Annotated in this window: 21 protein-coding genes; 12 read left to right on the top strand and 9 right to left on the bottom strand. The window is 63.7% G+C overall.

Annotated features, from left to right (window positions below; genetic code table 11):
• From hisS to RAC97_RS17780, 6 genes are all read left to right on the top strand, one after another.
• Entirely contained in the window at positions 1 to 1290 is a 1290-nt protein-coding gene (hisS, locus tag RAC97_RS17805) for a histidine--tRNA ligase (protein WP_375099830.1), read from the top strand.
• Between the two features lie 39 nt (positions 1291 to 1329).
• A complete protein-coding gene (locus tag RAC97_RS17800; protein WP_375099829.1) occupies positions 1330 to 1971 on the top strand; it encodes a tetratricopeptide repeat protein in 642 nt (213 codons plus the stop codon).
• Between the two features lies 1 nt (position 1972).
• Positions 1973 to 3115 carry an outer membrane protein assembly factor BamB gene (gene bamB, locus RAC97_RS17795; RefSeq protein WP_375099828.1) on the top strand — a complete coding sequence of 381 codons (1143 nt, stop codon included), beginning with the start codon at positions 1973 to 1975 and terminating at the stop codon, positions 3113 to 3115.
• Between the two features lie 115 nt (positions 3116 to 3230).
• Positions 3231 to 4697: a ribosome biogenesis GTPase Der gene (der, locus tag RAC97_RS17790; RefSeq protein ID WP_375099826.1), complete on the top strand. Its 1467-nt coding sequence runs from the start codon at positions 3231 to 3233 to the stop codon at positions 4695 to 4697.
• 119 nt (positions 4698 to 4816) lie between these two features.
• Positions 4817 to 5965, top strand: coding sequence for a pyridoxal phosphate-dependent aminotransferase (locus RAC97_RS17785; protein WP_375099825.1), 1149 nt, complete (start codon positions 4817 to 4819; stop codon positions 5963 to 5965).
• Entirely contained in the window at positions 5953 to 6744 is a 792-nt protein-coding gene (locus RAC97_RS17780) for an amidohydrolase (protein WP_375099824.1), read from the top strand. Before RAC97_RS17785 ends, RAC97_RS17780 begins: the two co-directional genes overlap by 13 nt.
• A 112-nt stretch (positions 6745 to 6856) precedes the next feature.
• Here the strand turns inward: RAC97_RS17780 and RAC97_RS17775 are convergent, their stop codons facing one another.
• Positions 6857 to 9409 carry a PepSY domain-containing protein gene (locus tag RAC97_RS17775; RefSeq protein ID WP_375099823.1) on the bottom strand — a complete coding sequence of 851 codons (2553 nt, stop codon included), beginning with the start codon at positions 9407 to 9409 and terminating at the stop codon, positions 6857 to 6859.
• Positions 9410 to 9577: 168 nt separating this feature from the next.
• Between RAC97_RS17775 and RAC97_RS17770 the strand changes: the two genes are divergently transcribed.
• The gene (locus RAC97_RS17770) at positions 9578 to 10117 is read left to right on the top strand and encodes a hypothetical protein (protein WP_375099822.1); all 540 of its coding nucleotides are present in this window, start codon (positions 9578 to 9580) and stop codon (positions 10115 to 10117) included.
• Positions 10118 to 10263: 146 nt separating this feature from the next.
• Here RAC97_RS17770 and RAC97_RS17765 read toward each other — a convergent pair whose 3' ends face one another.
• A complete protein-coding gene (locus tag RAC97_RS17765; protein ID WP_375099821.1) occupies positions 10264 to 11427 on the bottom strand; it encodes a type III PLP-dependent enzyme in 1164 nt (387 codons plus the stop codon).
• A 568-nt stretch (positions 11428 to 11995) separates the two neighbouring features.
• On the opposite strand from RAC97_RS17765, the gene RAC97_RS17760 reads away from it, so the two are divergent.
• From RAC97_RS17760 to RAC97_RS17750, 3 genes are all read left to right on the top strand, one after another.
• Positions 11996 to 12535 (top strand): RNA polymerase sigma factor, encoded by a 540-nt coding sequence (locus RAC97_RS17760; protein ID WP_375099819.1) that lies wholly within the window; start codon positions 11996 to 11998, stop codon positions 12533 to 12535.
• Positions 12536 to 12552: 17 nt separating this feature from the next.
• Positions 12553 to 13503, top strand: a complete 951-nt coding sequence (locus RAC97_RS17755) for a FecR domain-containing protein (RefSeq protein WP_375099818.1) — start codon at positions 12553 to 12555, stop codon at positions 13501 to 13503.
• A gap of 108 nt (positions 13504 to 13611) precedes the next feature.
• The gene (locus tag RAC97_RS17750; RefSeq protein ID WP_375099817.1) at positions 13612 to 16041 is read left to right on the top strand and encodes a TonB-dependent siderophore receptor; all 2430 of its coding nucleotides are present in this window, start codon (positions 13612 to 13614) and stop codon (positions 16039 to 16041) included.
• A gap of 115 nt (positions 16042 to 16156) precedes the next feature.
• Here the strand turns inward: RAC97_RS17750 and RAC97_RS17745 are convergent, their stop codons facing one another.
• Genes RAC97_RS17745 through RAC97_RS17730 form a run of 4 tightly spaced genes read right to left on the bottom strand, consistent with a single transcriptional unit; the run spans position 16157 to position 19572 of the window.
• Positions 16157 to 17314 (bottom strand): betaine/proline/choline family ABC transporter ATP-binding protein, encoded by a 1158-nt coding sequence (locus RAC97_RS17745; RefSeq protein ID WP_375099816.1) that lies wholly within the window; start codon positions 17312 to 17314, stop codon positions 16157 to 16159.
• Entirely contained in the window at positions 17311 to 17964 is a 654-nt protein-coding gene (locus RAC97_RS17740) for an ABC transporter permease (RefSeq protein ID WP_375099815.1), read from the bottom strand. Before RAC97_RS17740 ends, RAC97_RS17745 begins: the two co-directional genes overlap by 4 nt.
• Positions 17961 to 18872 carry a glycine betaine ABC transporter substrate-binding protein gene (locus RAC97_RS17735; RefSeq protein WP_375099814.1) on the bottom strand — a complete coding sequence of 304 codons (912 nt, stop codon included), beginning with the start codon at positions 18870 to 18872 and terminating at the stop codon, positions 17961 to 17963. Before RAC97_RS17735 ends, RAC97_RS17740 begins: the two co-directional genes overlap by 4 nt.
• 13 nt (positions 18873 to 18885) lie before the next feature.
• Positions 18886 to 19572, bottom strand: coding sequence for an ABC transporter permease (locus RAC97_RS17730; protein WP_375099864.1), 687 nt, complete (start codon positions 19570 to 19572; stop codon positions 18886 to 18888).
• 418 nt (positions 19573 to 19990) lie between these two features.
• Here RAC97_RS17730 and RAC97_RS17725 point away from each other — a divergent pair, with 418 nt between their 5' ends.
• Together RAC97_RS17725 and RAC97_RS17720 are read left to right on the top strand one after the other, a co-directional pair.
• Positions 19991 to 20671: a type II toxin-antitoxin system RelE/ParE family toxin gene (locus RAC97_RS17725; protein ID WP_375099813.1), complete on the top strand. Its 681-nt coding sequence runs from the start codon at positions 19991 to 19993 to the stop codon at positions 20669 to 20671.
• A 98-nt stretch (positions 20672 to 20769) separates the two neighbouring features.
• On the top strand, positions 20770 to 22353 hold the full coding sequence (locus RAC97_RS17720) for a peptide chain release factor 3 (protein ID WP_375099812.1): 1584 nt from the start codon (positions 20770 to 20772) through the stop codon (positions 22351 to 22353).
• A 129-nt stretch (positions 22354 to 22482) separates the two neighbouring features.
• Here the strand turns inward: RAC97_RS17720 and RAC97_RS17715 are convergent, their stop codons facing one another.
• The 3 genes from RAC97_RS17715 to RAC97_RS17705 are packed head-to-tail and all read right to left on the bottom strand — an operon-like array spanning position 22483 to position 25397.
• Positions 22483 to 23562: a polyamine ABC transporter substrate-binding protein gene (locus RAC97_RS17715; protein WP_375099811.1), complete on the bottom strand. Its 1080-nt coding sequence runs from the start codon at positions 23560 to 23562 to the stop codon at positions 22483 to 22485.
• 55 nt (positions 23563 to 23617) lie between these two features.
• Positions 23618 to 23959 carry a cupin domain-containing protein gene (locus RAC97_RS17710; RefSeq protein WP_375099810.1) on the bottom strand — a complete coding sequence of 114 codons (342 nt, stop codon included), beginning with the start codon at positions 23957 to 23959 and terminating at the stop codon, positions 23618 to 23620.
• Positions 23960 to 23990: 31 nt separating this feature from the next.
• Positions 23991 to 25397: an NAD(P)/FAD-dependent oxidoreductase gene (locus RAC97_RS17705; protein ID WP_375099809.1), complete on the bottom strand. Its 1407-nt coding sequence runs from the start codon at positions 25395 to 25397 to the stop codon at positions 23991 to 23993.
• Positions 25398 to 25457: the final 60 nt, after the last annotated feature.

The following is a 25457-nucleotide window of genomic DNA, read 5'->3' as shown; positions in this document are numbered from 1 at the left end:
GTGAGCAAATCGCTGCAAGCCATCCGTGGCATGAACGACATCCTGCCCGAGCAGTCGCCGCTGTGGCGCTACTTCGAGGGCACCGTGGCCGGCCTGCTGGACACCTACGGCTACAGCCAGATCCGCACGCCTATCGTCGAGTTCACCGAGCTGTTCAAACGCTCGATCGGTGAGGTCACCGATATCGTCGAGAAAGAGATGTACACCTTCGAGGACCGCAACGGCGATTCGCTGACCCTGCGCCCCGAAGGCACCGCCGCGTGCGTGCGCGCTGTGCTCGAGCATGGCATCACCGGCAACGGTCAGGTGCAGAAGCTCTGGTACATCGGCCAGATGTTCCGCCACGAGCGCCCGCAGAAGGGTCGCTATCGCCAGTTCCACCAGATCGGCGTGGAAGTGTTCAACCTCGACGGCCCGGACATCGACGCCGAACTGATCCTGCTGACCTGGCGCCTGTGGGGCCTGCTGGGCATCCAGGACGCGGTCAAGCTCGAGCTCAACAGCCTGGGCACCAGCGAAGCCCGCGCCCGCTACCGTGACGCGCTGGTCGAGTTCCTCTCGGCGCGCCTGGAGCAACTGGACGAAGACAGCCAGCGCCGCCTCAAGAGCAACCCGCTGCGCATCCTCGACAGCAAGGACCAGGGCACCCAGGCTGTGCTGGTCGGCGCGCCGAAGCTCGAGGACTACCTGGACGAAGACTCGCGTGTGCACTTCGAGGGCCTGAAGGCCCGCCTGAAGGCCGCCGGTATTCCATTCGTGCTCAACACCAAGCTGGTGCGCGGCCTGGACTACTACAGCAAGACCGTGTTCGAGTGGGTCACCGACAAGCTCGGTGCCCAAGGCACCGTGTGTGCCGGCGGCCGCTACGACGGCCTGGTCGAACAGATGGGCGGCAAGCCGACCCCGGGCGTAGGCTTCGCCATGGGTATCGAGCGCCTGATCCTGCTGCTCGAGACCCTGGGCAAGGTGCCCGAGTCGATCAGCCGTACCGTGGACGTCTACCTGTGCGCCTTCGGTGAGCAGGCCGAACTTGCAGGCCTCACGCTTTCCGAAAGCCTGCGCGACCGTCTGCCGGGTCTGCGCCTGGCGGTGAACGCCGGCGGCGGCAGCTTCAAGAGCCAGTTCAAGAAGGCCGACAAGAGCGGCGCGCTGTATGCCCTGATCCTTGGCGACGATGAACTGGCGCAGCAAGTGATAGGTGTCAAGCCCCTGCGTGGCCAGGGCGAACAACAGAACATTGCCTGGGATGCTCTGGCCGAGCACCTGGACGCCGCTTTCGCCCAGGCGTGAAGCGGTCAAACAGCCGAATTGCTGAAAAGGAGTATTGGGGTGTCGAGTACTGATGATGGTGACCTGGCTGCGGCCAAGGACTGGTGGAACCGCAACGGCAAGCCGCTGCTGACCGGTGCCCTGCTGGCCGCGGCGGTGGTGATGGGCTGGCAGGCCTGGCAGAAGTACCAGAGCAACCAGTCGCATGGCGCTTCGGTGCTGTACCAGGCGTTGCTGGAAACCACCCTGACGCCAAGCGGCGAGCCTGACGCGAGCAAGGTCGCCGAGCTGTCCGGCAAGCTCAAGAGTGAGTTTGGTGGCACCGCCTACGCCCAGTACGGCAGCCTGTTCGTCGCCAAGGTCGCGGTCGACAGCGGCAAGCTGGACGACGCCGCCGCCGAGCTCAAGAGCGTGTTCGACAAGCCGGCCGACGTCACCCTCGGCGAGATCTCGCGCCAGCGCCTGGCCCGCGTGCTCGCGGCCCAGGGCAAGGCCGAAGAAGCCCTCAAGCTGCTCGACGGCGATGCCGACAAGGCGTTCCTGGCCAGCCGCGAAGAATTGAAGGGCGACCTGCTGGTACAGCTGGGTCGTGCCGACGATGCCCATAGCGCTTACGAAAAAGCCAAGGCCGCGCTGTCCGATGACGCCGCGATCGGTACCTTGCAGCTGAAGCTGGATGACCTGGCCAAAGGGGACGCCTGAAGTGATCGGTTGGAAACAAGCAGCAGTGCTCACCCTGGCCGTACTGGCCGCGGGTTGCAGCAGCAACAGCAAGAAGGAACTGCCCCCGGCCGAGCTGACCCAGTTCACCGAGGAAGTGGTGCTCAAGAAGCAGTGGAGCCGCTCGATCGGCGACGGCCAGGGTGAGACCTACAACACCCTGGTACCGGCGATCGAGAACGACCGCATCTATGCCTCCGACGTCAACGGCCTGGTCTTCGCCCTGGATCGCCTCAATGGCGACGTGGTGTGGAAGAAGGACCTGGAGCTGCCGGTTTCCGGCGCGGTCGGCGTAGGCTACGGCCTGGTCATGCTCGGCACCCTGAAGGGCGAGGTGATCGCCCTGGACTCGAGCACCGGCGAGGAGCGCTGGCGCTCCCGCGTCACCAGCGAAGTGCTGGCGCCGCCTGCAACCAACGGTGACATCGTCGTGGTGCAGACCCAGGACGACCGCCTGATCGGCCTCGATGCCGCCACTGGCGACCGTCGCTGGATCTACGAAAGCACCCCGGCCGTGCTCACCTTGCGTGGTACCGGCGCGCCGATCGTGACCAACCGCCTGGCGGTGGCTGGCCTGTCCACCGGCAAGGTGATCGCCGTGGATACCCAGAACGGCGTGCCGGTCTGGGAAAGCCGCGTGGCCATTCCGCAGGGCCGTTCCGAACTGGACCGTGTGGTGGACATCGACGGCGGCCTGCTGCTGTCGGGCGAAGTGCTGTACGTTGGCACCTACCAGGGCCGTGTTGCTGGCCTGGACCTGGAAAGCGGCCGCGTGCTGTGGCAGCGCGATGCTTCCAGCTACGTTGGTGTCGCCCAGGGCTTTGGCAACGTCTACGTCAGCGAAGCCTCGGGCACCGTCGAGAGCATCGACGAGCGTTCCTCCAGCTCGCTGTGGAGCAACGACACCATGGCTCGTCGCCAATTGTCGGCACCGGAAGTGTTCTCCAGCTACGTGGCGGTGGGCGATTTCGAAGGCTACCTGCACCTGCTCAGCCAGGTCGACGGCCGCTTCGTCGGCCGCGAGCGTATCGACAGCGATGGCCTGCGCGCCCGGCCCCTGGTGGTCGGCGACACCATCTATGTCTTTGGCAACAGCGGCAAGCTCGAGGCATTGACCATCCGCTGAAGCTAAGCTTGGGGACTGATGGCCCCGAGCCGCGGCGCATGAGGCGCCGCCCGAACTCCGGCCGCTGCCCTGCAGCGGCCTTTGCATTTTCAAGAATTCAAGAGTGGAGAGCCGCATGGTTCCCGTAATCGCCCTGGTAGGACGGCCGAACGTCGGCAAATCCACCATGTTCAACCGCCTGACCAAGACCCGCGATGCCATCGTCGGCGACTTGTCGGGCCTGACCCGTGACCGCCAGTATGGCGATGCCTCCTGGCAGGGTCGTTCCTACATCCTGATCGACACTGGTGGTATCACCGGCGACGAAGTGGGCATGGACGAGAAGATGGCCGAGCAGTCGCTGATGGCCATCGAGGAAGCCGACTACGTGCTGTTCCTGGTCGATGCCCGCGCCGGCATGACCGCCGCCGACCAGATGATCGCCGAGCACCTGCGCAAGCGGAACAAGCAGGCGATCCTGGTGGCCAACAAGATCGACAACATCGATGCCGACGTGGCTCGCGCCGAGTTCTCGCCGCTGGGCATGGGCAACGCGATTCCGGTGGCTGGTTCCCAGGGCCGTGGTATCAATGCCCTGATGGAATCGGTGCTCGGCCACATACCGCGCGACCAGGTCGAGGAAGCCCTCGACGAAGACGTCGCCGAAGGCGAGGAAGCGGCGCGTATTCCTGGCCCAAGCGAGAAGGATGGCATCAAGATCGCCATCATTGGCCGCCCCAACGTGGGCAAGTCGACCCTGGTCAACCGCATGCTCGGCGAAGAGCGCGTGGTGGTGTACGACCAGCCGGGCACCACCCGCGACAGTATCTACATCCCGTTCGAGCGCGACGACGAGAAGTATACCTTCATCGACACCGCAGGCGTGCGCAAGCGCGGCAAGATCCATGAGGAAGTCGAGAAGTTCTCGGTGGTCAAGACGCTGCAGGCGATCAAGGACGCCAACGTGGTGATCTTCGTCATGGACGCTCGCGAAGGCGTGGTGGATCACGACCTGAACCTGTTGGGCTTTGCCTTGGAAGCAGGCCGCGCCATCGTCATCGCCCTGAACAAGTGGGACGGCATGGAGCCGGGCGAGCGCGACTACGTCAAGACCGAGCTGGAGCGTCGGCTGTTCTTCGTCGACTTCGCCGACATCCACTTCATCTCTGCCTTGCATGGTACTGGCGTGGGCCACCTGTACAAGTCGGTGCAGGCTGCGTTCAAGTCGGCGGTGACCCGCTGGCCGACCAGCCGCCTGACGCAGATCCTCGAAGACGCCATCAGCGTGCACCAGCCGCCGCTGGTCAATGGTCGCCGTATCAAGCTGCGCTATGCCCACCTGGGGGGCGCCAACCCGCCGCTGATCGTGATCCACGGCAACCAGACCGACAAGATTCCCAACTCGTACTCGCGCTACCTGGAAAATACCTACCGCCGGGTGCTGAAGCTGGTCGGTACGCCGATCCGCATCGAGTACAAGGGTGGCGAGAACCCGTTCGAGGGCAAGAAGAACACCCTTACCGACCGCCAGGTCAACAAGAAGCGCCGGCTGATGTCGCACCACAAGAAGGCCGAGAAGAAGCGCCGCGACAAGCGCAAGTAACTGCTGTGAGGGGGCCGTGCGACGCGGCCCCATTTGTTTCAACCTTTTTCCTGACCCCTCGATCCGCTATGCTCGGGCTTCATCCCCGTGCCGGATATACCCCCAGGAAAGAGGGCTCCATGATCCGCAGCAAATTGCCGAACGTCGGCACGACCATCTTCACCACCATGTCGCAGCTCGCCGCGCAAACCGGCGCGCTCAACCTTTCCCAAGGCTTCCCCGACTTCAACGGCCCGCAGCCGCTACTCGATGCAGTGGCGCGGCATGTCGCCGCTGGCAACAACCAGTACGCGCCCATGACTGGCCTGCCGGCATTGCGCCAGCAGGTAGCGGCGAAAGTCGCGCGGTTGTATGGCGCGCAGGTCGATGCCGACCAGGAAGTGACCATCACCCCCGGCGCCACGGAAGCGATCTTCTGTGCGATCCAGGCCGTGGTTCAGGCGGGCGACGAGGTGATCGTCTTCGACCCGTGCTACGACAGCTACGAACCTTCGGTGGAACTGGCCGGCGGTCGCTGTGTACACGTTCAGCTCAGCGACGGCAGTTTCCACATCGACTGGCAGAAATTCAGCGATGCCCTGAGCCCGCGCACGCGCATGGTCATTCTCAACTCGCCGCACAACCCCAGCGGTGCGCTGATCAGCCGCGAGGACCTCGACCAGCTCGCACAGCTGATTGCCGATCGCGATATCTACCTGGTCTGCGACGAGGTCTACGAGCACCTGGTCTACGACGGCGTGCGCCATGCCAGCGTGCTGGCGCACGAGCAACTGTATGCGCGGGCCTTCGTGGTCAGCTCGTTCGGCAAGACCTACCACGTCACCGGTTGGAAGACCGGCTACGCGATTGCTCCGCCGGCCTTGAGCGTCGAGCTGCGCAAGGTGCACCAGTACGTCAACTTCTGTGGTGTGACCCCGCTGCAAGCGGCGCTGGCCGATTTCATGGCCGAGCACCCTGCGCACCTCGACGAGCTGCCGGGCTTCTACCAGGCCAAGCGCGACTTGTTTTGCGACCTGCTACAGGGTTCGCGCTTGAGCTTCACCCGCACGGCGGGCACCTATTTCCAGCTGGTGGACTATTCGCACATCCGCCCAGACCTCAACGATGTCGACATGGCCCTGTGGCTGACCCGCGAACACGGCGTGGCGAGCATTCCGGTGTCGGTGTTCTACCAACAACCCGTCCCCGAGCAACGCCTGGTGCGCCTGTGCTTTGCCAAACGCGAGGAGACGCTGCGCCAAGCAGCTTCGATACTATGCGCGATCTGAGTGAATTGCCCAACCTGCGTATCGCCCTGGTGCAGACGACCCTGGCCTGGCACGACCGCGAGGCCAACTACCTGCATTTCGAAAGCCTGCTCGAGCAGGTGGGCGAGGTGGACCTGGTGGTGTTGCCAGAGATGTTCACCACCGGTTTTTCCATGGCGTCCGAAAGCCTGGCCGAGCCCGAGAACGGGCCGAGCTACAAGTGGCTCAAGGCCCAGGCCAAGCGACTTGATGCGGTGGTCACCGGCAGCGTGATCATCCAGGCCGCCGATGGCAGCCACCGTAACCGCTTGCTGTGGGCACGGCCGGATGGCGAGATACTGCATTACGACAAGCGCCATCTGTTCCGCATGGCCGGCGAACACAAGCACTACACCCCTGGCGAGCGGCAGGTGCAGTTCGAACTCAAGGGGTGGCGCATTCGCCCGCTGATCTGCTACGACCTGCGTTTCCCGGTGTGGAGCCGCGATGCCCAAGACACCGACCTGCTGCTGTACACCGCCAACTGGCCGGCGGCGCGGCGCCAGCATTGGAACCGCTTGTTGCCTGCGCGGGCGATCGAGAACCTGTGCTTCGTGGCAGCGGTGAACCGGGTGGGTACCGATGGCAAGGGCTTCGCCTATTCAGGTGACAGCCAGGTGCTGGACTTCCAGGGCGAAAACCTGCTGAGCGCGGGGGAGGCCGACGGGGTGTTCACCGTGGTACTGCGGGCAGCGGAACTGGCGGCGTACCGGGCAAGGTTCCCGGCTAACCTGGATGCCGATACCTTCGATCTACATTGAAACCGCGTCGATTTCTTCGCGGGTAAACCCGCTCCCACAGGTACCCCACTGATCTCAAGAGCAGTGGGGTACCTGTGGGAGCGGGTTTACCCGCGAATAGGCCGGCACTGGCTCAATACACATCCCGCCGATACCGCCCATCCTCGATCATTTGCTGCACAGCGTGTTCGCCGAGAATGCCCTTGAGCGCCGCATCCACCCCGGCCGCCATGCCTTGCAAGCTGCCGCAGACATACACATAGGCGCCATCGGCGATCCAGGCCTTGAACACCTCGGCCTGCTGCAACAACACATCCTGCACGTACACCTTCTCGGCCTGGTCCCGCGAGAACGCCAGGTCCAGCCGCGCCAGGTCACCGGCCTGCACCCAGGCCTGAAGCTCATCGGCACAGAGAAAATCGTGTTCGCGGGTGCGCTCGCCGAACAGCAGCCAGTTGCGCCGCTCGCCGTCGGCGATGCGCGCCTTGAGCAGGCTACGCAGGCCGGCCAGGCCCGTACCGTTGCCGACCAGGATCATCGGCGCTGGCGCGCCCGGCAGTTGGAAGCCACTGTTGCGGCGCAGGCGTGCGCTTAGCGAGCCATCGACTGGCAAGTACTCGGTCAACCAACCCGAGCCCAGCCCCAGTAGCCCGTCGCCATGACGCTCCTGGCGCACGATCAGCTCCAGCACACCATCGCTGGCAATCGATGCAATCGAATACTCCCGGGCTGTGATCGGCACCAGCGCATCGATCAGCGCCTGGGCATGCAGGCCCACCAGGTGCGCGCGGTGAATGGGCAGTTGGCGGGCGCCCAGCGCCTGGCCGAGGGTTTCCTGGAGGCCGCCTACCTGCACCGGCGAGCTGGCATCCAGGCCCAGGCCGAGCAGCAGGGTTTCGATACGCGCCGGGGCGTTGCGCGGCAGTATCTCTATCAGGTCGCCCGACTCCCAGGTGGTGGGCTCGGCGCTACGCAGGCCCAGCAGGTACACCGGGCCGCCTGTGCTGCCAGGGTTGAGCTGCTGGCGATCAACCAACTGCCAGTTGCCGAAGGCGGGGGGCTGCCAGGCGGTTACGGGCTGGGCGCCAGTCAGTTGTGCCAGCGATTGCTGCCACTGCTGCAGCGCAACCGGGTCGGCGTTGTCCACTTCCACCGCACTGAAGGCGCTGGAGGCGCCGCGCTCGCTCAGCCAGGCCTGAAGCCTGCGGGCGAAACCGCAGAAATGCGCGTACTGGCGATCGCCCAGGGCCAGCACGGCATAGTTCAAGTGACCTAGCGCCCACGGCTGGCCCAGTACCTTGCGTTCAAAGCCCCGAGCGCTGTCGGGGGCTTCGCCGTCGCCAAAGGTACTGACCACGAACAGTGCCCGCTGAGCTTGGCGCAGTTGCGCCTCGCCAAGCTCCGCCAACGGGTGCACCTGGACCGCCAGGCCGGCCGCTTGTAGCTGGCTGGCGCTCTGCCAGGCCAGTCGCTCCGCCATGCCGCTCTGGCTGGCGAAGCCGATCAGCCAGCTGTCCTGGTTGCCGCCGGTGTTGGCCACGCTGCCTCGTGCGGCGCGAACCTGGCGTCTCTTACGGCGTCGGTCGAGGTACAGCAGCCAGCCGGTGACGAAGAACAGCGGCATGGTCAGGGCGGCGAGGGTGACGGCGATTCGCCCTGGCAAGCCGAAGTAGCTGCCGACGTGCAGGGCATAGACGCTTTGCAGCAACTGCGCCTTGAACGACTTGTCGGCGAAGCGCTCGTGGCGTTTTACCTGGCCGCTGGCCGGGTCCAGGGTGAGAGTGTTGAGTTCGCGGTCGTGGCGGGCGCCTTCGAGCAGGTAGAAGAGAGTCGCGGGCTGGCCAGCGGCAGGCGGCAGGCGCAGGTTGTAGGCGGTCATGCGCGGGCCCGCGGCCTGCTGGAAGTTCTGCCAGACAGCGTCGTAGTCGACCACCAGCGGTGCGGCCTTGGCCTCAGGTTGAGGTTCTTGGCGACCACGGCCCTCGCCGCGCTTTTGCAGCTCTGCCGCAGCCGGTGTATCGGCGAGCAGCCTGTTCAGCCCCTGGCGGTACCAGTCGTAGGACCAGAACAAGCCGGTAAGCGCCAGCAGTAGGTAGAACAGCAGGCACCAAGTGCCGAATACGGCGTGCAGGTCCCAGTTGAAGGCTCGGCCTTTCCTGGCCCAGTCGAGGGTCAGCCAGGTACGCCAGTTCAGGGCCTTGCGCGGCCAGCGCAGGTACAACCCGGACAAGCAGAAGAAAATCAGCATCAAGGTGCAGGCTCCGGTGATCTGCCGGCCGGTGTCGCCGATGGCCAGGAAGCGGTGCAGTTGCAGCACGAAGTTGAAGAAGCCAACGCCGGCCACTTCACCCTTGAGTTCGCCGGTGTACGGGTCGGCATAGCGCAGCGGGCCACGGCGCTCGCCGGGCGGCGGGGTGAAGAAGATACGCGCCGCCGTGCCTGCCTGGGTGTCGACCCAGACCATCGCCACCTTGTCACCCTGGGCCAGCTCGGCGCGGCGCACCAGTTCGGGCAGGGGCAATACACCGGTCTCGCGTACTTCGACCTTGAGCACGTCGGCGTTGAACAGGCGTAGCAGTTCTTCCTGGAACGAGTAGGTGGCGCCGGTAATGCCCATCAGCGACAGCACAAGGCCTGCGGTGATGCCAAAGAACCAGTGCAATTGGAACAGCGCCTTTTTCACCACATCGTTCACCTTGTGTTGCGGGTTGTTTCTACGCGGGCGGCATTATGCCTTGAGACGGCACGCTGCGCCTGCCTGGCTCGGTGTTTGGAGGGGAATTGGCGGCCGCTTATTCGGCGCCTGCCAGAGGGCTAGCGTGCGTGGCTCACTATCCGGCACAGGAGCTCAGCCATGAACGATTCGGTACAGCAGGTGCAGTACGGCAAGCTTTGGGTGAAGCATGAAAACGTGCTCTACCCCATCTGCGTCAACAACGACGGTTACCTGCAGGTGATCTTCGGCGATGTTGAAGGCGAGACGTTTACCATCACCATGCTCTCGCACCCGAGTATCGGCGGGGAGACGGCATTTGAGTTCCGAACGGCGTCGGGGCGTCAGGTGACGGGGGCGGGTGGCAATGTGTTGCGTGAGGCTCAGCGAGAGCTTGCGGTGCCGGGGCCGGCATGTCGCATCTTGCACCAAGACGTGGCGGGCGAGGGGAACCTGCACTGGGTCAGGTTGCAGACCTTGGACACGCGTTTCATCACCCTCTACGAGCAGGTGGCCATTAGCGAGCGGAAGGTCAAGCCGTGGAGCGGGTGGTCGTTGCACCCGTACGAAAACGTTACCCGCTACGAGCCGCGCGCCACTGACCTGTTGAGAATGGCAGAGCCAGGCGACTTGCCGCCGAGCGATTTCCTGCTGCAATGGGTGGAGGAACCGACCGGGTGAGGTGTGGGAGTGGGGCTGCTGCGTAGCCCATCACGACACAAGGCCGCTCCCGCAGTGTCCAGGCGCACCCTTGAAATGGGTTTCGCATGATCGCTGGGGGAAGCGGCCTTGTTTCGCGAAGGGCCGCAAAGCGGCCCCGCTGTTTATTACAGGTAGTACGCCTTCAGCGGCGGGAAGCCGTTGAACTCCACCGCGCTGTAGCTGGTGGTGTAGGCGCCGGTCGACAGCCAGTACAGGCGGTCGCCGATGGCCAGGTTCAGGGGCAGGCCGTACTTGTAGTGTTCGTACATGATGTCGGCGCTGTCGCAGGTCGGGCCGGCGATGACAACTTCTTCCACTTCGCCTTTCTTCTCGACCCAGATCGGGAACTTGATCGACTCGTCCATGGTTTCGATCAGGCCGGAGAACTTGCCCACATCGGTGTATACCCAGCGCTCGACCGCGGTGCGCGACTTGCGCGCCACCAGCACCACTTCGCTGACCAGGATGCCGGCGTTGGCGATCAGCGAACGGCCAGGCTCGAGGATGATTTCCGGCAGGTCGTCGCCGAAGTCTTCCTTGAGGAAGCGGATGATTTCCTCGGCATAGGTTTCCAGGCTGTTGGTGCGGGTGATGTAGTTGGCCGGGAAGCCGCCGCCCATGTTGATCATCTTCAACTCGATGCCGTCCTCTTCGCGCAGGCGCTCGAAGATCACCTTGACCTTGGCGATGGCCGCGTCCCACACGCTGATGTCGCGTTGTTGCGAGCCAACGTGGAACGACACGCCGTAGGGCACCAGGCCCAGGTCACGGGCCAGGATCAGCAGGTCCATGGCCATGTCGGTCTGGCAGCCGAACTTGCGCGACAGCGGCCAGTCGGCGGTGGTGGAACCTTCGGTGAGGATGCGTACGTAGACTCTCGAGCCAGGAGCGGCCTTGGCGATGTTGCGCAGGTCTGCTTCGGAGTCGGTGGCGTACAGGCGCACGCCCTTCTCGTAGAAGTAGCGAATGTCCTTGGACTTCTTGATGGTGTTGCCGTAGCTGATACGGTCGGCGCTGACGCCCTGGTTCATCACCTTGTCCAGTTCGTAGATCGAGGCGATGTCGAAGTTCGAACCCTTGTCCTTGAGCAGGTCGATGATCTCGACCGCCGGGTTGGCCTTGACGGCGTAGTAGACCTTGGCGAACTCGAAACCGGCGCGCAGGTCGTCATAGGCCTGGCTGATCATCTGGGTATCGATGAGTACGAACGGGGTTTCTTGCTTGTCGGCGAACGCCTTCATTTTCTGGAAGGTATCGCGCGCGAAGTAGTCTTCGACCTGGATCGACATGCTCGTGGGCTCCATGGGCAAACTGAAAAAATAAGTGGCTGCAAACTGAACGCCCTCCGTATCCCCACTTTGGTTCGCCTACTTCCCAAGGCATGTCGCCGAAAGCAAGAAGGCCGGTATTGCCGGTGGCCTTGCTGTCTCGTCGTCAGTACTTGAGCCGGATGGATCGTTTCCAGCATGGACGTTCGGCGCGCACTTTAGGACTTGAGGATTTCAATATCAACAGGCAATCGGGCAGCGCTCTTGTGATAACCGACCCTGATGACAGGCAGATGTTCCTGAAAGCGCGCCAGGCGTTAAAAATTGTGGAATAGGCAGGGATCTCGCAGGGATACGCCGAAACCTTCGCAGCCGGCAAGTTCGCCGAGAATCGCCGCGAAAGGGCTTTTACGACTTGCCCGCAGGCCTTCATCGTGCGCTGCAAGCAGCAGCCGTATATCGCCCAGGTGTTCACATTTATGGCCACGGCGAGCCCGCCGAACGGCACGCCTGAATATCGATAAAATTTTTGTTACCGAGCGCTTTGTCGCCCTTTGTCGGCAGTTCGTTCCGCAGATTGCCGATGAATATGAGACACATTATTATTCGTACCCTTTCCCGCCTCCCGACGACCCCGAACGTGTCCGGACACAAAGGCTTCCTCGACCACTACCATGAGCTGATCGGCACCTGGACGCGCAAGTTGCGCAGTCGACAGCAGGCCGAGGACCTCACCCACGATGCCTTCGTGCGGGTTCTGGAGAATCCGCGCGCGCAGGTCGAGCAGCCGCGTGCCTATCTGCACCAGACCGCACGCAACATCGCTGTCGATGGCTATCGCCGCGAGGACCGCCGCCAGGCCCTGGAGCAGACCTTGTTCGACGACGGTGCAAGCGCCAGTGGTGACCCGGAGGCCTATGTGCACGCATTGGAACTGGCCGACACCGTGGAGCGGGCGCTGTCCGAGTTGCCGGTCAATTGCCGGCGGGTATTCATCTGGCAGAAACTCGAGGGCCTGAGCCAGGCGGAAATCGCCGAGCGCATGGGTTTGACCAAGAACACGGTCGAAAAGTATATGATTCGCACGCTCCGACACTTGCGTGAGCACCTGGATGTGAGCACCAGATGAGTCAGGAGACCCTTGCGATGACACAGCACGTACGCGAACAGGCAGCCGAATGGTTCGCCCGCGTGCAGGACGCTCCCGGCGACGCCGGTTTGCAGGCCAGGCTGCGTCAGTGGCTGGACGCCGACCCGCAGCACCGCCGCGAGTACGAAGTGCTGGGCCAGCTGTGGTGCGCCGCCGAGCGGGTGCCGCGCCAGCGCCTGGAGGCCCTGTGCCAGACCCAACCTGTCCACCCGTTGCCGCGCCGTCGCCTGCTGCGCCAGGTTCTGGCCGCGAGCGTGGCGGTGGCCGCGCTTGGGCTGGGCTGGAGCGGCTGGCAGTACCAGCGGCTGAACCATCACCAACAACTGAGCACTGCACTGGGCGAGCGCCGCCAGGTCGAACTGCCGGACGGCTCGCACCTGGAACTCAACAGTGCTACGCGGCTGACCGTGGCCTTCAGTGCGGGGCAGCGCCAAGTGCAGTTGGAGGCGGGCGAGGCGATGTTCAGCGTTGCCCATGACAGCGCCCGGCCATTCGTGGTTGGCACCGCCCAAGGCAGTGTCACCGTCACCGGTACGCGCTTCGACGTGCGCCAGGATGCCCTGCAAACCCGCGTGGCCGTGGAGCAGGGCTCGGTGCGGGTCGAAGGTGCGGCGGGCTCCAGGGCGCAACTGGGCGCTGGGCAAGGTTCGCGGATCGACGCCCAGGGCCGGGTGGCCGAACCCTATGCCGTCAATGCCGCCGCTTTCACGGCCTGGCGCCAGGGCAAGCTGGTGTTCGACAACGCCACCTTGGCTGAAGTGGTCGCGCAGGTGTCGCGCTATCGCGCGCAGCCATTGCGCGTAGCACCGGGCAAGGTCGCCAACCTGCGCCTTTCCAGTACCTTCAGTGTCGACGACACGGACGCTCTGCTGCGGGCCTTGCCGAGCATTCTGCCAGTCACCGTCAAGGCCCATGCCGACGGCTCCAGCGAAATAATCGCGAAATAGATTCAGGTTTTTTTCCGCTCGTTCGTCTTCCCCGCCAGCTGCAACTGCCAAGCATTCCCATTTGCGTGCGGTTGGCATTTATCCAGACTTCCAGGACCGAACGAAGACGTGAACAACAACAAGCCCCTGCTTCACTTGCGCCGCCTGGCCTTGGCCGTCGCGGTGAGCGCTGCCGCCGTCAACAGCTACGCCGAACAAGCCCCCGCGAGCATCCAGATTCAGGCCCAGCCGCTGGCCGAGGCCTTGGCCCAGCTGGGCCAGCAGACCAACCTGCAACTGTTCTTCAGCCCGGAACTGGTGGCTGGCAAGCAGGCTCCGGCGGTGACCGGCAACCTGGCGCCCGAGCAGGCGTTGCAGCAGTTGCTGCAGGGCAGCGGGCTGACCTACGAGATTTCCCAGGACACGGCGGTGGTCAAGCCCCTGCAGGCCGCCGGTACCCTGACCACCGGCAGCCTGGAGCTGGCACCCACCGACGTGAAGGTGGTGGGTGACTGGCTGGGCGATGCCGACCAGGCCGTGGTGCACAACCACGCTGGCGCCCGTTCGGTGGTACGCCGCCAGGAGATGGTGGAGCAGGGCACGATGAACGTGCGTGACGCACTGCGCGGTATTCCCGGCGTGCAGGTACAGGACTCCAACGGCACCGGCGGCAGCGACCTGTCGCTGAACGTCGGTGTACGTGGCCTGACCTCGCGCCTGTCGCCACGCTCGACCGTGTTGATCGACGGCATACCGGCGGCCTTCGCACCCTACGGCCAGCCGCAGCTGTCGATGGCACCGATCTCCTCGGGCAACCTCGACAGCATCGACGTGGTACGCGGTGCAGGTTCGGTGCGCTATGGCCCGCAGAACGTCGGCGGGGTGATCAACTTCGTGACCCGGGCGATTCCTGAAAAAGCCACCGCAGAGCTGTCCACCACCCTGGAAACTTCCAAGTACGGCGGCTGGAAGCACACCGAGTCGGCGTTCGTCGGCGGCACGGCAGACAACGGCATCGGCGTCGCGTTGCTGTATTCCGGGGTCAATGGCAATGGCTACCGGCGCAGCAACAACGACAACGACATCGACGACGTGCTGCTCAAGACTCACTGGGCACCCACCGACCGCGACGAGTTCTGGCTGAACTTCCACTACTACGATGGTCGCGCCGACATGCCCGGCGGACTGACCCAGGCCCAGTACGACCAGGATCCCTACCAGTCGGTACGCGACTACGACTACTTCAGTGGCCGGCGCAAGGACTTCTCGTTCAAGTGGCAGCGCCAGGTCGACGACGCCACCCAGTTCGAAGTGCTGACCTACTACACCGACAGCTTCCGCGGCAGCGCCATTGCCGCGCGCGACCAGCGCACCTTGTCGGCATTTCCGCGCAACTACTACACCTTCGCCATCGAGCCACGGGTGTCGCGGATCTTTTTCACCGGCCCCGCTACCCAGGAAGTCAGCGTCGGCTACCGCTACCTGAAGGAAGCGATGCGTGAACAGGCTTCTCGCCTGGCCCTGGTGAACAACGTGCCGACCGTCACCCCGACCTCCGACGGCCATGTGTTCCAGGACCGTACCGGCGGCACCGAGGCCAGCGCCTACTACATCGACGACAAGATCGACATCGGCAACTGGACCATCACTCCAGGCATCCGCTTCGAGCACATCAATACCGACTGGCGCGACCGCCCGGTGCTGGATACCAGCAACCGGCCGGTGCCGGAGAAGAACCGCAGCATCACCAGCAACGAGCCGCTACCGGCCTTGAGCGTGATGTACCACCTGTCCGATGCGTGGAAGCTGTTCGCCAACTACCAAACGTCGTTCGGCAGCCTGCAGTACTTCCAGCTCGGCCAGGGCGGGGTGGGCGACAGCACTGCCAACGGCCTGGAGCCGGAGAAGGCCAAAACCTACGAGATCGGTACGCGTTATGACAACGGCAGTTTCGCCGGTGAGCTGACCGCGTTCTACATCGACTTCGACGATGAACTGCAATACATCAGCAACGACGTGGGCTGGACAAACCTGGGCGCGACCAAGCACCAGGGGGTCGAGGCGTCGCTGCGCTATGACCTGGCGGGCCTGGATGCACGCTTGCAGGGCCTGTCGACCAACGCTGGTTTCACCTATACCCGCGCGACTTATGAAGGCGAGATTCCGGGCTTCAAAGGCCGCGACCTGCCGTTCTATTCGCGCCAGGTGTTGACTGCCGGGCTGCGCTACGAGATCAACCGCTGGACCTGGAACCTGGATGCCTTCGCCCAATCGAAGCAGCGTGCGCCGGGTACCGGGGTGAATGCCGACGGTAGCTTCAACAACAACTACATCACCAGGCCCAGTGCCGATGGCCAGTTCGGCGACATTCCAGGCTACGTGACCTGGCATGCGCGCGGCGGCTACGACTTTGGGCCGCAGGTGTCGAACCTGAAGCTGGCGGCGGGGGTGAAGAACCTCTTCGACAAGCAGTACTACACCCGCTCCAGCGACAACAACGCCGGGATCTACGTGGGTGAGCCGCGTACGTTCTATGTGCAGGCCAGTGTAGGGTTCTGATACCAAGTTGGCCTCTTCGCGGGTAAACCCGCTCCCACAGGTTCAGCGCTGCCCTTGAGCGCGGCGCGGTACCTGTGGGAGCGGGTTTACCCGCGAAGATTTCAGCACCGTCCTATCAGGACGCCGCAGCCTCCGCTGGCGACACGATGCTGGTCTTGGCCCCGCGAGAGCGCCCTGAACTCAGGTACGCCGCAATCGACTCCTGGGTCACTTCACCGAGGAACACCTGCTCGGCATCCAGCACCGGCAGCCACGCCCGGTTGAACTCGTACATGCGCGACAGCAGGATGCGCAGGTGCTCGTCATGGGAAGCCGTGGCGTTGAACGGGCGCAGGAAGTCCGCACAACTGCCCTGCTGGCGGTGCATGTCGCGCCGACGCACATAACCCAGCGCCTTGTTCGCCGCATCGGTCACCACCACGTAGCGACGGTCGTGTTCATCCAGCAACTCCAGCGCATCGCTCACCGAGGTCTCGGGGCTGACCGACGGCGCGTTGTCCGCCGCATCCTCGGCACGCACCAGCAGCAGGCGCTTGAGGGTGCTGTCCTGGCCGACGAAGTTGCTCACGAAGTCATCCACCGGGTGCGCCAGCAGGGTGTCGGGGTGGTCCAGCTGCAACAGCTTGCCGGCGCGGAAGATGGCGATCTTGTCGCCCAGCTTGATCGCCTCGTCGATGTCGTGGCTGACCATGATCACGGTCTTGTTCAGCGCCCGCTGCATCTCGAAGAACTCATGCTGGATCAGCTCGCGGTTGATCGGGTCGACCGCGCCGAAGGGTTCGTCCATCAACAGCACCGGCGCCTCGGCGGCCAACGCGCGGATCACGCCGATACGCTGCTGCTGGCCACCGGACAGCTCGCGCGGGTAGCGCTGCAGATACTGCTTGGGCTCGAGCTTGATCATGTTCATCAGTTCGTGCGCGCGCTCGTGGCACTTCTGCTTGTTCCAGCCGAGCAGGCGCGGCACCACGGTGATGTTTTCCTCGATGGTCATGTTGGGAAACAGGCCGATCTGCTGGATCACGTAGCCGATGTGGCGGCGCAGGGTGACTTCGTCCAGCCCGGTGGTGTCCTCGCCATTGATGAATACCTGGCCGGAGGTGGGGGTGATGAGGCGGTTGATCATCTTCAACGTGGTGCTTTTGCCGCAGCCCGAGGGGCCGAGGAACACGCAGATTTCGCCTTCGTTGACGGTCAGGCTGACCGAGTCGACGGCTTTGACGTCCTTGCCGTTGGCGTTGAAGGTCTTGCTGAGGTTCTTCAATTCGATCATGAGCGCAGTCCTTCTGGAGTCAGGGCACGTTGCAGGGTTTGCAGGAGCAGGTCGGCGACGATCGCCAGCAGGCTGACCAGCACGGCGCCGACCAGCAACATCGACATGTCGCTGCGGCTGATGGAGGTGAGGATGAGGACGCCCAGGCCGCCGGCGCCGATGGTGGCGGCGATGGTCATGACACCGATGTTCATCACCACCGCCGTGCGTACGCCGGCCAGGATCACCGGCACCGCGATGGGCAACTCGACCATGCGCAGGCGCTGGGCGAAGGTCATGCCGATGCCGCGTGCGGCTTCACGGATGCCGGGCTCGACGTTGGTCAGGGCCAGGTAGGTGTTGCGCAGGATCGGCAGCAGCGAATACAGGAACACCGCAGTGATCGCCGGCAGCGGCCCCAGGCCCTGGCCGAACGTGGAGTAGAACGGCAGCAACAGGCCGAACAGGGCGATCGACGGGATGGTCAGCAACACGGTGGCGCTGGCTTGCAGCGGACCTGCGAGGGAAGGGAAGCGTGTCATCAGGATGCCCAGCGGCACACCGATGACGATCGCCAGGCCCACGGCGATGCCGACCAGGGCAATGTGCTGTCCGGTCAGTTGCAGGACCTGGGCCCAGTCGAGGTGGGCGAAGGTGTCGAGCAGGTTCATGGCTGTACCTCGCTGAGCGGGTGTTCACGCAGGAAGGCGGCGGCCACGACGCTTGGGCTCTGGTGTTCCACGTCGACCTTGGCGTTGAGCTGGCGCATGGTCTCGTCGTCGAGCTGCTCGGCCAGTGGCTTGAGCAGGGCGGCCAGGTTCGGGTTGGCGTCGAGGATGGCCTTGCGCACCACGGGGGCTGCGGTGTAATCGGGGAAGTATTGCTTGTCGTCTTCCAGCAGCTTGAGGTCGAAGGCGTTCAGGCGCCCGTCGGTGGTGTAGACCAGCCCGGCGAACACCTGGTCGTTGCGCAGCGCGGTGTACACCAGGCCCGCATCCATCTGGCGGATGTTGGCGCGGCCTACTTGCAGGTCGTAAAGCTGCTTCAGGCCGTCGAGGCCGTCGGGGCGGTTGGCGAACTCGGTGTCCAGCGCCACCAGGTGCGTGCGTTGTCGCTCGTCGCGCAGCACCTGGTTGAGCTGGCTGATGTTGCCGATCTGCGGGTAGGCCTCGGCGACCTTGCGTGGCAGGGCCAGGGCGTAGGTATTGCTGAACTTCGACGGGGTCAGCCAGATGAGCGCTTTCTTCGCGTCCAGCTCCTTGACCTTGGCGTAGGTCGCCTCGGCGCTGGGCATGCGTTCTTCGATGTGGTTGTAGGACACCAGCGACACCCCGGTGTATTCCCACATCAGGTCGAGCTGCCCGGTTTCCTGGGCCTGGCGCGCCAGGCTGCTGCCCAGGCCTCCGGTGACGCGCACCTGGTAGCCATTGGCGCGCAGGTACTGGGCGGTGATTTCGGCGAGCACGGTCTGTTCGGTGAACACCCGCGCGCCGATGCGAATCAGCGGTTTTTCCGCTGCCTGGGCGATACCTGCGCAAAGCAGGGCCGCGCCCAGGAGCAAGGCGATGGTCTTCTTCATAGGATCTCTCTGCTTATTGGGCCAGGCCACGTTCCAGCCAGCGCTTGCTGGAGAAACTCACCAGCGCATCGAGCGCCAGGGCCAGCAAAGCGGTACACGCCGCGCCCAGCAGCAGTTGCGGCTGGTTGTTCAGGGCGATGCCGGGAAAGATCAGGCTGCCCAGGCTGTTGGCGCCAATCAGGAAGGCCAGCGGTGCAGTGCCCACGTTCAATGCCAGGGCCACGCGCACGCCGCCGGTGATGATCGGCACGGCATTGGGCAACTCCACCTGCCACAGCTGTTGACGCGGGGTCATGCCGATGCCGGTGGCGGCTTCCTTGAGCGAAGCAGGGACGTTTTTCAGGCCTTCGTAGGTGTTGCGCACGATGGGCAGCAGCGAGGCGAGGAACAGCGCGAAGATCGCAGGCCCGGCGCCGATACCCAGCACGCTCAGGGCAATGGCCAGGACGGCCAGGGGAGGAATGGTGTTGCCTACGTTGAAGAACTGCATGAAGCGCTCGGCTTTGTCGACCCGGTGCGGTCGACTCAGGGCAATGCCAGCGGGGATGCCCACGGCCAGCGCCGCCGCCATCGAAGCCAGCACCAGTACCAGGTGCGCTTGCAGGTAGAACCCAAGATCGTCGCGGTAGCGGGCGATCGTGTCGAGGCCGATCCAGTGGATCAGCAGGGCCAGGATGACGAGCACGGCGGCCCATCCCATCAGCCCCTTTCCGTAGCGTCTAGCCACAGGTGGACTCCTTGTGTTGTCGGCGAGCACACTTCTTTGAAGCCGGCCAATGCTGGCGGCGGGTGGTGTGTTCGCGAGTAGCGGCGCGAGGCAGCCGAAGGCTGCGATCAGGCCATGAGCCGAACCCCGTCAGGTCCGAAATGCGGGTGAAACCAGCCCTGAACCGAAATGGGTTGCAGGGGAGTGGACGTCTCCGTTGATCTAAAGGTTCCCATCTGAGGCGGCATTTGGCCAGTGTTAATCACTGGCAGAGGTGATATTTCTCACGAAAATGACGGAAAAAACCTACTTCCAGGCGTTGAATTACCTGATATTTAGCCGTGGGCCCAGTACGCAGAATACTCAAACTTTAAATATTCTCTTTGAGGAATATTCTTTGTGAGGTATTTTGATGTTGTGGTCGGTTGAGATGTGTCCTGAGTTCGAGTCTGATTTCGAAGCGTTGCCTGAAGAAGTGCAAGATGAGTTGCTGGCCAAGCTTCACATGCTTAAGCATCTTGGTCCGGCCTTAGGGCGCCCCCATGTGGATACGCTCGGCGGCTCTCGGCATTCGAAGATGAAAGAGTTGCGCTTCAGTGCTGATGACGGGGTGTGGAGAGTAGCCTTCGCATTCGACCCTGCTCGATGTGCCCTCTTGCTGGTTGCTGGGGACAAGGCCGGGATCAGTGAGCGCCTGTTTTATCGACGTTTGATCAAACGTGCTGATGAGCGATTCGATCGACATTTATCCAGAGGCCAAGAGATGTACAAGACACTTGACGAAGTAATGAGTGAGATGCCCCCCCGGCGTCGAAAGGAAATAGAGGCGCGAGGCCGTGAACTGATCCGCGAGGAGCTGACGCTACAAGTTCTGCGCAAGCAGCTTGAGATCACCCAGGAAAACATGGCCGAGCGGCTTGAGATCCGACAGGGCAATATCTCCAAGGTCGAGAGCCGGGGAGACATGTTGATCTCGACCTTGCGCAATTACCTTGAAGCCATGGGCGGAAAGCTTGAGCTGGTTGCGCATCTGCCCGGTCGTGCACCCATTACCATCGAAGGGCTTGCCGAGGGGCGAGCCTCCCGGGAGTAGGCTGCTGGGGCATTCAATCTGTCGGCGCTTATTTGGGTCTGGTGTTCGATTCAGGTATGATACTGCCCCTTTCAAATCCCCCAGTCAGGCGATTTCCCATGACCCACCAGGCCGCCGAAGTCGCGAAGCGCCGCACTTTCGCAATCATTTCCCACCCCGACGCCGGTAAGACCACCATCACCGAGAAGCTCCTGCTGATGGGCAAGGCGATTGCCGTCGCCGGTACCGTGAAGTCGCGCAAGTCCGATCGCCACGCCACCTCCGACTGGATGGAAATGGAGAAGCAGCGCGGTATCTCCATCACCACCTCGGTGATGCAGTTCCCCTACCGCGAGCACATGGTCAACTTGCTGGACACCCCTGGCCACGAAGACTTCTCTGAAGACACCTACCGCACCCTGACCGCGGTGGACTCGGCGCTGATGGTGCTGGACGGCGGTAAAGGCGTAGAGCCGCGCACCATCGCCCTGATGGACGTGTGCCGCCTGCGCGACACGCCCATCGTCAGCTTCATCAACAAACTCGACCGTGACATCCGCGACCCCATCGAACTGCTGGACGAGATCGAAGCGGTACTGAAGATCAAGGCAGCGCCGATCACCTGGCCAATTGGTTGTTACCGCGACTTCAAGGGCGTGTACCACCTGGCTGGCGACTACATCATCGTCTACACCCCAGGCCACGGCCATGAGCGTACCGAGGCGAAGATCATCGACAAGCTCGACTCCGATGAAGCCCGTGCGCACCTGGGCGACGAATACGATCGCTTCCTCGAGCAGCTCGAGCTGGTACAGGGCGCCTGCCATGAATTCGACCAGGACGAATTCATCAACGGTCAGCTGACCCCGGTGTTCTTCGGTACCGCGCTGGGCAACTTCGGGGTCGACCATGTGCTCGACGCCGTGGTCGACTGGGCGCCGCGCCCGCTGCCCCGCGTGGCCCACGAGCGCACCGTGGAGCCGGTGGAAGAGAAGTTCACAGGCTTCGTGTTCAAGATCCAGGCGAACATGGACCCGAAACACCGTGACCGCATCGCTTTCATGCGCATTTGCTCGGGCAAGTACGAGAAGGGCATGAAGATGCGTCACGTGCGTACCGGCAAGGACCTGCGCATCGGCGATGCCCTCACCTTCTTCTCTTCCGAGCGCGAGCAACTGGAAGAAGCCTATGCCGGCGACATCATCGGCCTGCACAACCACGGCACCATCCAGATCGGCGACACCTTCACCGAAGGCGAGGCGCTGGGCTTCACCGGTATCCCGCACTTCGCCCCGGAACTGTTCCGCCGCGTGCGCCTGAAAGACCCGCTGAAATCCAAGCAATTGCGCCAAGGCCTGCAACAGCTGGCCGAGGAAGGCGCGACCCAGGTGTTCTTCCCCGAGCGCAGCAACGACATCATTCTCGGCGCCGTGGGTGTGCTGCAGTTCGATGTGGTCGCCAGCCGCCTGAAGGAAGAGTACAAGGTCGAATGCGCCTACGAGCCGATCACCGTATGGTCGGCGCGCTGGATCACCTGCGACGACAAGAAGAAGCTCGAGGACTTCCAGAACAAGGCCATGGAGAACCTGGCCATCGACGGGGGCGGTCACCTGACCTACCTGGCGCCGACCCGGGTCAACCTGTCGCTGATGGAAGAGCGCTGGCCGGATGTGAAATTCCGCGCGACGCGCGAGCATCACTGAGTTTCAGCGTTTTCACCTGACCCTGTGGGAGCGGGTTTACCCGCGAAAAAAACACCGCGGTGTATGGCCAGGGCGTCGCCCTGGTTCGCGGGTAAACCCGCTCCCACAGGAAGTTCGTAAAGCTCGAAATCAGCTCCCGGACTTGATGCTGGTCCAGATGCGAGTCCGCAGACGGTCGATCTTCGCCGGCATGGCCTCCAGGGTGAACAGCTTGCCCATCACATCCTGGTTCGGGTAGATCATGGTGTTGGCCTTCATCGCCGGGTCCACCAGCGCATCGGCCTTCAGGTTGCCGTTGGCGTACTGCACCGAGTTGCTGATGTTGGCCATCACCTCTGGCTGCAAGAGGTAGTTCATATAGGCGTAGCCCGCCTTCTCGTCAGGCGCATCGGCCGGCATGGCAACCATGTCGAACCACAGCGGTGCCCCTTCCTTGGGAATCGAATAGCCCACCTTCACCCCATTCTTCGCTTCTTCCGCGCGGTTCTTCGCCTGCAACACATCGCCCGAGAAGCCCACCACCACGCACACGTCGCCATTGGCCAGGTCGCCGGTGTACTTCGAGGAGTGGAAATAGGCGATGTTCGGCCGCGCCTGCATCAGCAGTGCCTTGGCCTTTTCGTAGTCGTCGGGATTTTTGCTGTGGTGGGGCAGGCCCAGGTAGTTCAGGGCGATCGGCAGCAGCTCCGGTCCGTTGTCCAGCACCGCTACGCCGCAGCTCTTGAGCTTGCTCAGGTACTCGGGTTTGAAGATCAGGTCCCAGGAGTCCACTGGCGCGTCGGCACCGAGTGCTGCCTTGACCTTGTCGATGTTGTAGCCGATGCCGGTGCTGCCCCACAGGTAAGGGAAACCATGCTCGTTGCCCGGGTCGTTCACCTCCAGCACCTTGAGCAGGCGCGGGTCGAGGTGCTGCCAGTTTGGCAACTGGCTCTTGTCGAGCTTCTTCAGGGCCTTGCCCTGGATCTGTCGGGCCATGAAATGGTTGGACGGAAACACCACGTCGTAGCCGGAGTTGCCGGTCATCAGCTTGCCGTCGAGTGTTTCGTTGCTGTCGTACACGTCGTAGGTCGGGATGATACCGGTGGCCTGCTGGAAGTTCTTCAGCGTGTCCGGCGCGATGTAGCTGGACCAGTTGTAGATCTTCACCGTGTCGGCGGCGTTGGCCACGCAGGCGGCCAGCATCAGTGGGGCGATGAGGAGGGTGCGCATGTCCGGTTTACCTTGCTGTGAGTGTTGTTATCAAAGGCGGCAGACGATCAGCGGATCAGAAAATCAGAACGTAGGTCTTGCGCACCGTCTCGTGGATATCCCAGATGCCGGTGCTGTTGGCCGGTAGCATCAGTGCGTCTCCGGCTTCTATCTGCAGGGGCTCGCCACCGTCGGGGGTAAAGGTGCAGCGGCCCTTGATGAAGTGGCAGAACTCCTGTTGCACGATCTGCCGGCGCCAGCGCCCTGGGGTGCATTCCCAGATGCCGGTCTCCACCCCATCGTTGCGCTCGACGCAGGTGACCGAGGTGACCGCGACGGGCTCGCCGAGGGGCACGGCGACTGGGTTGGTGGTGTCCAGGGTGGCGCTTTCTGTGTGCTTGAACTGGGTGATGCTCATGACCACGGCGTCTCGTGTAGGGGGTGATGGATCAGTGCATGAAGCTTTCCATGAAGTCGGCCAGGCCACTGGCCAGGCGTCGACGCCAGGGCGCGCTGCCGGGGTTGGCGAGGGTCCGGTCCTCGTGCACGAAGCTTTGGATGATCGCGTTGTAGCCCAGCCAGCGGCAGGGCTCGGGCGGCCAGCTGGCCAGGCTCGAGAGCGGGCGGTTGTCGTGCACCCAGGGCTGCGCGGTCAGCTCGTTGTGCTGGTCGAGGATCAATGCGGCCAGGGTGCGTCCGCCCAGGTTGCTGGCACCGACGCCTTCGCCGCCGAAGCCGCCGGCCAGGGCCAGGCCACGCTGGCGATCGCACAGCATGTGCGGGCGGAAGCGCCGGGCCATGCCGAGGTTGCCGCCCCAGGCGTGAGTGATGCGCACCTGCTTGAGGTGCGGGAACAGCTCGCCGAACAGGTAGCGGCGCAGTTCGATTTCGCTGTCGCTGAGGCTGAAGTCTTCGCGCAGACGGCCGCCGAAGCGGTAGCTGCCACGGGCGCCGAACACCAGGCGGTTGTCGGCCGTGCGCTGGCCGTAGGTGACCTGGCGGCTGCCTTCGCTGAACGCCTGGCCCTGGCTCAGGCCGATCTGCTCCCAGGCCGATTCGGGCAACGGCTCGGTGGCCACCAACAGGCTCTGTACCGGCAATTGATGACGGCCCAGCGGCGGCAGGCTGGCGGCGTAGCCCTCCACTGCGGGCACCACCCATTGGCAGCGCACGCTGGCCTTGGCGGTGCGCACGTTGCCGGTCTGCCAGTCGAGGGCCGGGGTGTTCTCGAAGATCGGCACGCCCAGGTTTTCCACCGCCCGCGCCAGGCCACGCACCAGCTTGGCCGGATTGATGGTCGCGACGTGCGGGCTGAACACCGCGCCATAGGCATTGGCGACGCGCAGTTGCCCGGCCAGTTGCTCGGGCTTGAGCCAGCGGTAGTCGTCTTCGTTCATGCCCTGGCGGTACAGGTCGTCGAGGTAGGCGCGCAGGTTGCGCTCCTGCTCCGGGTAGCGCGCGGCGCAATAGAGCACGCCGCTCTTGCGGTAGTCGCAGTCCAGGCCTTCGCGTTGCAGCACGGCGTGGACTTCATCGGGAATGCCGTGCAGCAGGTCGACGCTGGCGCGGCGCTGCTGTGGCGAGAGGGTGGCCAGCAGGCGGTCTTCGCCAAGCAGGTTGCCCATCAGCCAGCCACCGTTGCGGCCGGAGGCGCCAAAGCCTGCGGTCTGTGCTTCGAGAATGGCGATACGCAGGTGCGGCGCCTGGCGCTTGAGATAGTAGGCGGTCCACAGGCCGGTGTAGCCAGCGCCGATGATGCACACGTCGACGTCCAGGTCCTGCTCGAGGGCCGGGCGGGCGTCGAGTGGCTCGTCGAGCTGGTCCATCCACAGGCTGATCGTGCGCCAGGCTTGCATCGGTACTGCTCCACATCCACGTAAGGTCTGGGCTCGATGCTAGTGGCGGGGCGGGTGGGT

Origin of the sequence: Pseudomonas sp. LS_2 (assembly GCF_042709235.1) — a bacterium.
GTDB lineage: Bacteria > Pseudomonadota > Gammaproteobacteria > Pseudomonadales > Pseudomonadaceae > Aquipseudomonas.
The sequence above is the reverse complement of the archived record's forward strand: the minus strand, read 5'-3'. Positions and strand labels throughout refer to the sequence as shown.